This is a genomic window from Microcystis sp. LEGE 00066, assembly GCF_015207925.1.
Taxonomy (GTDB): domain Bacteria; phylum Cyanobacteriota; class Cyanobacteriia; order Cyanobacteriales; family Microcystaceae; genus Microcystis; species Microcystis ichthyoblabe_A.
This window is the reverse complement of sequence record NZ_JADEVX010000001.1, coordinates 1-10479: the sequence shown is the minus strand read 5'-3', so window position 1 is coordinate 10479 and position 10479 is coordinate 1. Positions and strand designations below refer to the sequence as shown.

The 10479-nt window shown below is 38.4% G+C and carries 2 protein-coding genes; both read left to right on the top strand.

All coding sequences use genetic code 11. From position 1 onward, the window contains the following. Positions 1-7 precede the first annotated feature (7 nt). Positions 8-6388 (top strand): non-ribosomal peptide synthetase, encoded by a 6381-nt coding sequence (locus IQ224_RS00010; protein WP_194032316.1) that lies wholly within the window; start codon positions 8-10, stop codon positions 6386-6388. Next, on the top strand, positions 6385-10260 hold the full coding sequence (locus IQ224_RS00005; protein ID WP_036400352.1) for a non-ribosomal peptide synthetase: 3876 nt from the start codon (positions 6385-6387) through the stop codon (positions 10258-10260). Before IQ224_RS00010 ends, IQ224_RS00005 begins: the two co-directional genes overlap by 4 nt. The last annotated feature ends 219 nt before the right edge of the window (positions 10261-10479 follow it).

Sequence of the window (10479 nt, the reverse complement as noted above, 5' to 3'; positions counted from 1 at the left end):
ATCTTTCATGGCAGACACAAAAAATCAACCCGCCAAAAATGTGGAGTCTATTTATCCTCTTTCCCCCATGCAGGAAGGGATGCTCTTTCATAGTCTTTATACTCCTGATTCAGGGATTTATTGTAGTCAAACTCTAATTACTCTGGAGGGAGAAATTAACCTTGCAGTTTTTAGGCAAGCGTGGGAAAAGGTTGTAGAGCGTCACTCGGTATTAAGGACTCTATTTCTTTGGGAAAAACGGGAAAAACCTCTGCAAATTGTGCGAAAAAAGGTTGATTTGCCCTGGGATTATCAGGATTGGCGCAATCTTTCCCCCACAGAACAACAACAGCGTTTAGATTTATTGTTACAAACAGAGCGTCAACAAGGGTTTGAACTCAAAGTTGCTCCTTTGATGCGCTGCTTGATGATTCAACTATCGGACCAAACTTATAAGTTCCTCTGCAATCATCATCATATTATTCTGGATGGTTGGAGTATGCCTATTATTTATCAAGAAGTTTTAGGGTTTTATGAGGCAGGTATTCAAGGGAAAAGTTATCATCTTCCTTTGCCGCGTCCTTATCAAGATTATATTGTTTGGTTACAGCAGCAGAACCCATCTATTGCTGAGAGTTTTTGGCAGCGAACTCTTGAAGGGTTTATGACTCCCACCCCCCTGAGGGTGGACAGACTCCAATTAATGAAATCTGAAGGTAAGCCGACTTATAAAGAGCATAACTGTCATTTATCGGCTTCTCACTCCAAAGATCTGCAATCTTTGGCGCAAAAGCATAATCTGACCTTATCTACTCTAGTACAGGCCGCTTGGGCGATTCTTCTCAGTCGCTATAGTGGGGAGTCAGAGGTTTTATTTGGGGTTACGGTTTCTGGTCGCCCCCATGATTTATCAGGGGTAGAACATAGGGTAGGATTATTTATTAATACATTGCCGCTGCGAGTCTCCATCAGAGAATCAGATTTATTGCTATCTTGGTTACAGGAATTACAGCAAAGGCAAGCAGAAATTCAGGATTATGCTTATGTTTCTCTGGCTGAAATACAGAGATTAAGTGATATTCCACCGGGGGTTCCCCTGTTTGAGAGTTTGGTCGTTTTTGAGAATTATCCCAGAGAAGCGTTATCGAGAGATTCTCGTCAATCCTTAAGGGTTAAGGATGTGGAGAATTTTGAGGAAACTAATTATCCTTTGACGGTGGTTGCTATTCCTAGACAAGAGTTACTGATTCAGTTAATCTATGATACTAGCCGTTTTACTCAGGATACGATTGAACGGATGGCAGGACATTTACAGACTATTTTAACAGGAATTGTTACTGATCCTCGGCAACGGGTAACACAATTACCTATATTGACAACCCAAGAGCAACATCAGTTATTAGTAGAGTGGAACAATACGGAGGCTGATTATCCTTTAGATAAGTCTTTACATCAATTATTTGAAGAACAAGCTGCACGGAATCCGCAGGGAATAGCGGTTATTTTTGAAAACCAAAAATTAACCTATCAACAGTTAAATAACTGGGGCAATCAGTTAGCTCACTGTTTACGAGATAAGGGTGTAGGTGCAGAAAGTTTGGTCGGGATTTTTATGGAGCGCTCCCTAGAGATGGTCATCGGTTTATTAGGGATATTAAAAGCCGGGGGAGCTTATGTACCTTTAGATCCGGATTATCCCACCGAGCGCTTGGGGGATATCCTCTCAGATTCGGGGGTTTCTTTGGTGTTAACTCAGGAATCTTTAGGGGATTTTCTACCCCAAACTGGTGCCGAATCACTGTGTTTAGATAGGGATTGGGAAAAGATAGCTACCTATAGCCCAGAAAATCCCTTCAATCTAACGACTCCTGAGAATTTAGCCTATGTTATTTATACATCAGGTTCAACGGGAAAACCCAAAGGCGTGATGAATATTCATAGAGGAATTTGTAATACTCTGACATCTGCTATTGGTCATTATAATATTACCTCTGAAGACCGCATTCTCCAAATTATTTCCTTGAGTTTTGATGGTTCAGTCTTGGAAATTTTTTCGTCTTTAATATCTGGTGCTTCTCTAGTCGTGGCTAAACCTGACGGGTATAAAGATATAGATTATTTAATAGATTTAATTGTGCAAGAACAAGTAACTTGTTTCACTTGTGTTCCCTCAATATTGCGAGTTTTTCTGCAACATCCCAAGAGCAAAGATTGCCACTGTTTAAAACGAGTAATTGTCGGGGGAGAAGCCTTATCTTATGAACTCAATCAACGATTTTTTCAGCAGTTAAACTGTGAATTATATAACGCTTATGGACCAACAGAAGTAGCGGTTGAGACTACTATCTGGTGCTGTCAGCCAAATTCCCAAATTTCTATTGGAACTCCCATTGCTAATGCCCAAGTTTATATCCTCGACAGTTATCTCCAACCGGTTCCTATTGGTGTTGCTGGAGAATTACATATTGGTGGAATGGGTTTAGCGCGTGGATACCTCAACCAACCTGAATTGACGGCTGAGAAATTTATTCCTCATCCTTTTGCTCAGGGGAAATTATATAAAACGGGGGATTTAGCTCGCTATCTTCCTGAGGGCAATATTGAATATTTAGGGCGGATTGATAATCAAGTTAAGCTGAGAGGTTTCCGCATTGAATTAGGAGAAATTCAGACAGTTTTAGAAACTCATCCCAACGTTGAACAAACTGTTGTGATTATGCGGGAAGATAGCTTATATAATCAACGGTTAGTTGCTTATGTAATCAGAAAAAATTCTTTATTAACTCCTCAGGATATGCGTCGTTTCTTACAGCAGCAACTGCCCGCTTATATGGTGCCTTCTGCCTTTGTCCTGTTGTCGGATTTTCCCTTAAATAACAATGGCAAGATAGATAGGAAAAAATTACCTATCCCCGATGAGACATCAATTATTGAATCTGCTTATATAGCCCCAAGAAATGAAAAAGAAAGCCTCTTAGCTCAGATTTGGCAAGATGTTCTTCAGGTATCCAAAATAGGGGTTAGTGACAACTTCTTTGAGTTAGGAGGACATAGCTTAAAAGCTATTTCTCTAGTGAGTAAAATTCAGGAAAAGTTAGGTCAATCTTTGCCTATTAAACAAGTATTTGCTCATCCTACCATTGCTGAACAAGCAGTATTATTAAGCACTGTTACCCCTCTGACGGTAGCCACTATTCCCCTTGTATCTGCACAGGAAACCTACGAAACATCCCATGCTCAGAGACGTTTCTATGTCTTGCAACAGATGGATCTCAATAATGTAGCTTATCATATTGTTTCCACTCTCAAAATAGCAGGAGATTTTAGCCCAGATGTCTTTGAAAAAGCCATACAATTATTGATTTCCCGTCATGAATCCCTGCGGACATCTTTCATTTTAATTAACGGTGAACCACAACAGAAAATCCTGCAAAATCGTCCTTTTGATTGGGAATTTAAAGACTGGACAAATAAACCTGATGAAGAAATCCTAGAAACGATTGCAAAAGAGAGAAAACCGTTTGACTTAGAGAAAAGTCCCCTGGTGCGCTCTAAGATTTATAAACTATCTCCGAATGAATATATTTTAGAGTTAGAAATTCATCATATTATCTGTGATGGTTGGTCAATGAGTTTGTTAGCTAAAGAATGCTTACAATACTACTCTGATTTAGCCAAAGGATTACAGCCTAGTATAGAGCCATTGCCGATACAATATAAAGATTATGCAGGATGGCAAAATAATCTTTTAAGAAGCGAAAATAATTCAAAAAACCTAGATTACTGGCGGCAAAAACTGGACAATGGACAACTGACCAGAGTTCACTTACCGACAGACTTTAAACGTCCCCAAATAAAGACGTTTAAGGGTTCTCATTTAAGCTGGACATTTGACCGAGAAACGATTTCTAAATTAAGAAAAATTTGTCAAGAAAACGAAATCACCCTATTCATGGCATTGGTAGCGGCTGTCAAAATATTACTGTATCGCTACAGTGGTCAACATGATATTACTATTGGTACAGAAATCGCCACCAGAAACCATCCTCAACTGCAATCTCTAATCGGTTTATTTCTCAATACCTTAGTTATTCGTGACCAAATTGAACCCGAAAAAGGCTACAAAAATCTACTCGCAAAGGTTCGTCAAACCGTTACCGAAGCCTTAGAACATTCCGATTATCCCTTTGATATTTTAGTAGAGAAATTAGCTGTTTCTAGAGAAATTAACCGCACTCCCTTGTTTGATACATTAGTCCTTCTGCAAAATTTTGAGCAATCTGTAGGCTTAGAAAATATACAAATAAAATCTCTAGATTCCCTCACCCCGACCAGTAAATTTGATCTATCTTTTGTGTTTAGTGAAGATGAGGAAAAACTCAGATTAGAGCTAATTTATAACACCGACTTATTCCAAGAGGAGAGGATGAAAAAATGTCTCATTCACTTCGATAAACTCTTGAATGAAATGCTATCTAACCCCGCCCAACCCGTCAAAGACATTTCTTTGTTATCGGAGGCAGAAACCGCTTTCATTGCCAATTTTATCAATCCTATTCCTCGCTTAGAAACTCGCACGGTTATCCATGATTTTATTGACCAAGTTGAAGCCACACCGGAGAAAACATCGATAATTTATCCCGGGGGTAAATTTAGCTATCAAGAATTACATGAACTAACTAACTTTTGGGCTTATGCCTTAAAAGAATTAGGCGTGGAAAAAGATAAGGTTTGTGGTGTTCTCCTAGAAGGAGATTATCGTCAGTTAATCGCTATGCTGGCAGTATTTAAAGCGGGAGGAATCTATTTACCTCTACGTTTAGATGAACCCGAGGAGCGCCGGCAACGCATGATGATTAAAACTAGCCCCGAAATTATCTTAGTTGCGGCTGAGAATTTAGAGGGGATTAAACCCCAACTATCCGCATTAGAAAAACCGCCTCATATCTTAGTGGTTAAGGCTCATAAAATTCAGCAATATCATCAGTGGAATGGCATGGATTATCAAGAGTTTCCTTGCCAATTAAGCAAACTGCAACCCCTTCTAGCTATGCCGGATGCTGATGATTCTAATTATATTATGTTTACTTCTGGCTCAACCGGTGAACCTAAAGCAATTTTAGGCAGTCACGGCAGCTTACGTCATTTCATTGATTGGGAAAAACGGGAATTTGGCATTAATGAAAGTTGGCGCTGTTTACAAATTGCTCAAATTAATTTTGATGCTTATTTGAGGGAAACCTGTGTGACTTTATGCTCAGGGGGAACTCTGTATATTCCAGAGAGTACAGAGCGAGAAGACTTAGAGCTTTTATTACTGCGAATAGGAGAATGGGAAATCAATTTACTACACACTGTCCCCTCGGTAATGCGTCTGTTTTTAAAGATAGGGCGTGGTTTAGTTAATGCACATAATCTCCTGAAAAGTTTGCGAATTTTTGTCTTAGGAGGAGAGCCTTTATTTGTGAAAGAACTGGCTGAATGGCATCAAATTTTTGGCTCTCAGACAGAATTTGTAAATATTTATGGGGCAAGTGAAACTACATTTGTTAAGCATTTTTATCGAATTCCAAACCCTAATAATATTCCCTATGAGCGGGTTCCGGGTGGTCAAACTTTGCCAGATGCCGCTTATGCAGTGGTTGATGGAAATCGCGCTAGGGCAATGGGAGAAGTAGGAGAAGTGTTCGTTAAATCCCCCTATTTAACCAAAGGTTATTATCAAGATGAAAGCTTAACTCATTCAGTTTTTGTGCCTAATCCTTTGAATGGGGGGAGGGATATAGTTTATCGTACTGGAGACTTAGGCAGACTGCTTCCTGATCTAACTTTAGAAGTAATAGGACGCAGTGACAACCAAATTAAATTAAATGGGGTACGGATTGAATTAGGAGAGATTGAAGATGTCCTCAGTGGGATTGAGGGAGTAGAAAAAGCCTTAGTTATGGCTAATAAAAAGGAGGAATTAGTAACCGTAATTGCTTATTATCAAGCAGAGGATACAGTTCATCAGGAATATATTCGAGGTAAATTAAAGCAACTCTTACCGATTTATATGCAGCCTAGCTTTTTAATGCGGTTAGAAGCTTTTCCCTTGTTACCTAATGGAAAAATTCATCGTCTAGCTTTGCCAAAACCCGAAGAAAATATTACTAACTCAACTAACCAAGTCCCAGATTTTAATCCACAAGAAGCTTTATTAGCTTCCCTTTGGGGTGAGTTATTAGAAGCAGAAGTTAGTAACAGTAATCAGTCATTTTTTGAACTAGGAGGAAACAGTCTGAAGGCGATGCGCTTAGTGTCACAAATCCGTAATCAATTTGGAGTTTCTCTCCGATTACGGGAAATTTTTACCCATAATACTTTAAAAGAACAAGCTGTATTAATTCAATCCCGACAAAAACGATGATCAACTTACCACAATCTGACTCAATTAACCCACTGGAAAAACAAAAATATTACCAAGTCTCTCACGGTCAAAGAAGGCTTTGGATTTTGCAGCATATCAGCGAATCTTCTAGTGCTTATAATATTAGGCTTGCCATGAGAATTAATGGCAAGTTAGATGTTTCTATATTAACAGCAGCCTTTCAAGAACTGGTGAACCGTCATGAAATTCTCAGAACCACTTTTACCAGTGTTGGGGGCAATATTAAGCAAGTTATTCATGAGGAAATACCCACAGAACAGTTAATCATTTTTAAAGATTTAAGAGCAGAAAAAGATGCTGAACTCTTGGCAGATGATTTAATTCAAGAGTCGGCAAATTTACCTTTTAGTTTAGAAAAGTTGCCCCTTATTCGGGTCTTATTGGTGCAGATTAATTCAGAAGAATTTATCTTTGGTTTGACTGTCCATCATATTATTGGGGATGCACAATCACTTGATATTATCTTTCAAGAGTTCTTTACATTATACTCTGCTTATACTCAACAAAAAAAAGCTGAATTACCCCCTCTTGCTCTACAGTATAAAGATTATGCGGCCTGGCAAAATCAGTGGTTAGAAAGTGAAGAAGTTAGAGAACAACATGAGTATTGGTGTGAGGTTTTTTCCGAACATCCCCCTATCTTAAACTTACCGATAGACTTCCCTCGACCTCAAGTAAAATCTTCTCAAGCGGCTTCTCACACTTATCAATTTAGTCAGAGTCTTAGCCAACAATTACAAACCTTTGCCACTCAAAATAATACGACCCTATTTATTACCCTACTGACCTTCTTTAAAATATTACTCTACCGCCACACCGGCCAGCGTGATTTAGTAGTCGGTATCCCTATTTCAGCACGAAATCATCCTGATTTAGAAAACCAAATCGGGTTTTATGTTAACACCTTGGCTTTGAGATCTTTATTACCAGAGGGAGTAACTTTTAAGCAAGTCTTAGGGGAAGTAACTAACACCTGTCTTGATGCTTATGAATATCGTGATTATCCTTTTGATAAATTAGTATCCGCTCTCAATTTAGAACGTGATTTGTCCAGAAATCCCTTATTTGATGTCATGTTTTCTCTACTGAGTAAAGAAAGCAAAACTGTCTTAAAAATTCCTGGTTTGGAACATCAACCTTATCCCTTAAAACCACGGATGGCTCAATTTGATATGACTTGGAGCTTCTTTGAAGATAGTCATAATCTTACATTAGTGATCGAATATGAGCCAGATTTATTTTTGCCTGAAACCATCGCCAGAATGAACGGTCACTTTTTACAAATTATTAAAAGTGTAATTCAGAATCCCGATGGTAAATTATCTGAGATTAATTTATTAACCCCTGAAGAACAGCATCAATTACTAATAGAGTGGAATCAAACCGAAGTCGCTTATTCTCAACAGTGTCTGCACCATTTATTTGAAGAAAAAGTTAGAGATAATTCCGAGGCAATAGCTCTTATTTTTGAGGGCAAAAAATTGACCTATCGAGAGTTAAATGGTCGAGCTAATCAAGTCGGTCACTATTTACAAGAAAAAGGCGTAACTTCAGAAGTATTAGTGGGGATTTTTATTGAGCGTTCTTTTGAGATGATCATCGGAATATTGGGAATTATGAAAGCTGGGGGAGCTTATGTTCCTTTGGATCCTAATTATCCCCCTGAGCGCTTGGATTATATGATATCTGATTCGGCTATCTCTCTGTTGTTAACTCAACAATCTTTAGTCCAATTTCTGCCAGAAAATCAAGCCGAAATACTGTGTTTAGATACAGATTGGTCAAGGATAGCTAATTATAGTCAAGAGAATTTGACCTCTCCAGTTAAAACAGAAAATTTAGCTTATGTTATATACACTTCGGGTTCAACGGGAAAACCTAAAGGTGTGATGAATATTCATCAAGGAATTTGCAATACTCTAAAATACAATATTGACAATTATAATCTTAACTCTGAAGATCGCATTCTCCAAATTACTCCCTTTAGTTTTGATGTTTCAGTTTGGGAAGTTTTCTCATCTTTAACATCTGGTGCTACCCTAGTCGTGACGAAACCCGACGGGTATAAAGATATAGATTATTTAATAGATTTAATTGTGCAAGAACAAGTAACTTGTTTCACTTGTGTTCCCTCAATATTGCGAGTTTTTCTGCAACATCCCAAGAGCAAAGATTGTCACTGTTTAAAACGAGTAATTGTCGGGGGAGAAGCCTTATCTTATGAACTCAATCAACGATTTTTTCAGCAATTAAACTGTGAATTATATAACGCTTATGGACCAACAGAAGTAGCGGTTGATGCTACTGTCTGGTGCTGTCAGCCCAATTCCCAGTTAATTTCTATTGGGCGCCCCATTGCTAATGTCCAAGTTTATATTCTCGATAGTTATCTCCAACCGGTTCCTATTGGTGTTGCTGGAGAATTACATATTGGTGGAATGGGTTTAGCGCGTGGATACCTCAACCAAGCTGAATTAACGGCTGAAAAATTTATTCCTCATCCTTTTGCTGAGGGGAAATTATATAAAACGGGGGATTTAGCTCGCTATCTTCCTGATGGAAATATTGAATATTTAGGGCGGATTGATAATCAAGTTAAGCTGAGAGGTTTCCGCATTGAATTAGGAGAAATTCAGACAGTTTTAGAAACTCATCCCAACGTTGAACAAACTGTTGTGATTATGCGGGAAGATACCTTATATAATCAACGGTTAGTTGCTTATGTAATGAGAAAAGAACCCTTATTAACTTCTCAGGATCTGCGCCGTTTCTTGCAGCAGAAATTACCCGTTTATATGATCCCTTCTGCCTTTGTGATGTTGTCGGATTTTCCCTTAAATCCTAATGGTAAAATAGACTTTCATAAATTGCCTATACCGGATGAGACTTCTTTAGTTGAATCACCCTATTTAGCACCCCGCAATCAAACGGAAACTATCTTAGTAAGCCTTTGGCAACAGCTTCTACAAGCTGGCAAGATAGGGGTTAATGATAACTTCTTTGAGTTGGGGGGTCATTCCTTACAAGCTATGAATCTTATGGCTTTAATTTATGAAAAAATCGCCATAGAAATTCCTTTATCAATGATTTATGAAAAGCCAACAGTAGCCGAATTAAGCGATTATATTATCTATGCTCAAGAGATGAATATTCAACCGAAAGAACGTCCTTATGTGGTGTTTAATAAGGAGCAAGAAAAGGCCGTCTTTTTATTTCCACCCGCCCTTGGTTTCGCTGCTGCTTATGCCAATTTAGCGGAGTATATAACGGATTATGCTCTCTATACTTTTCGCTACATTAGCGATGAATTAATGTTAGAAAAATACGCTGAATTAATTGAGGATTTAGCTCAGGATCAAGATATAAAATTAATGGGACATTCCGCTGGCGGATTTTTAGCGATGTTAATGGCTCAACAATTAGAAAGTCGAGGGAGAGTTGTTTCTGATGTCATTTTACTGGATACTTACAGAGGAGGACGTGAGGCTAAAAAAGCTGATATGTCAGAGATTCAAGAAGGGGTTGATGCTTTCTTATTAAATCCCAAACGTCAGGAATTAAGAGGTTACTTTTTAGGGAATCAAAAACTCCGCGACCGCACTTATCATCAAGTGTGGGAATACTTTAATTTTCTTTGGAATTCTGATTTAAAAAATGTACAAATTCAAGGGACTATTCATTTGATTCGTGCTGAGGGAAACTATGAAGCTCGAGATGATTGGACACAAGCAACAAAAGGGGAAAGAATCAATCATTATGCCACTGGTATTCATCGTGAAATGATTGATCCTCCTTATCTTCCCAAAAACGCTCTGATTATCAATAGTATTCTCAACCCAAAACAGTCGTAACCGTTTAGGTGGCGGACGAAATCTGGCAATCTGAGAGACATAGATGAGCAGTACCTAGGGTCTGCTGAAAAAGTTTTTTCAGTAAACCCTAAGGTTCTTCGGTTTGTCTTATGCAATAGACGGGAGTTATAAGGGATGGAACCCTTATAGAGAAAGACATTGGGCGATTTTTGTCAATTGTTTTTTATCTAAAGCGAACTAATCAATTAAATCCCTTAC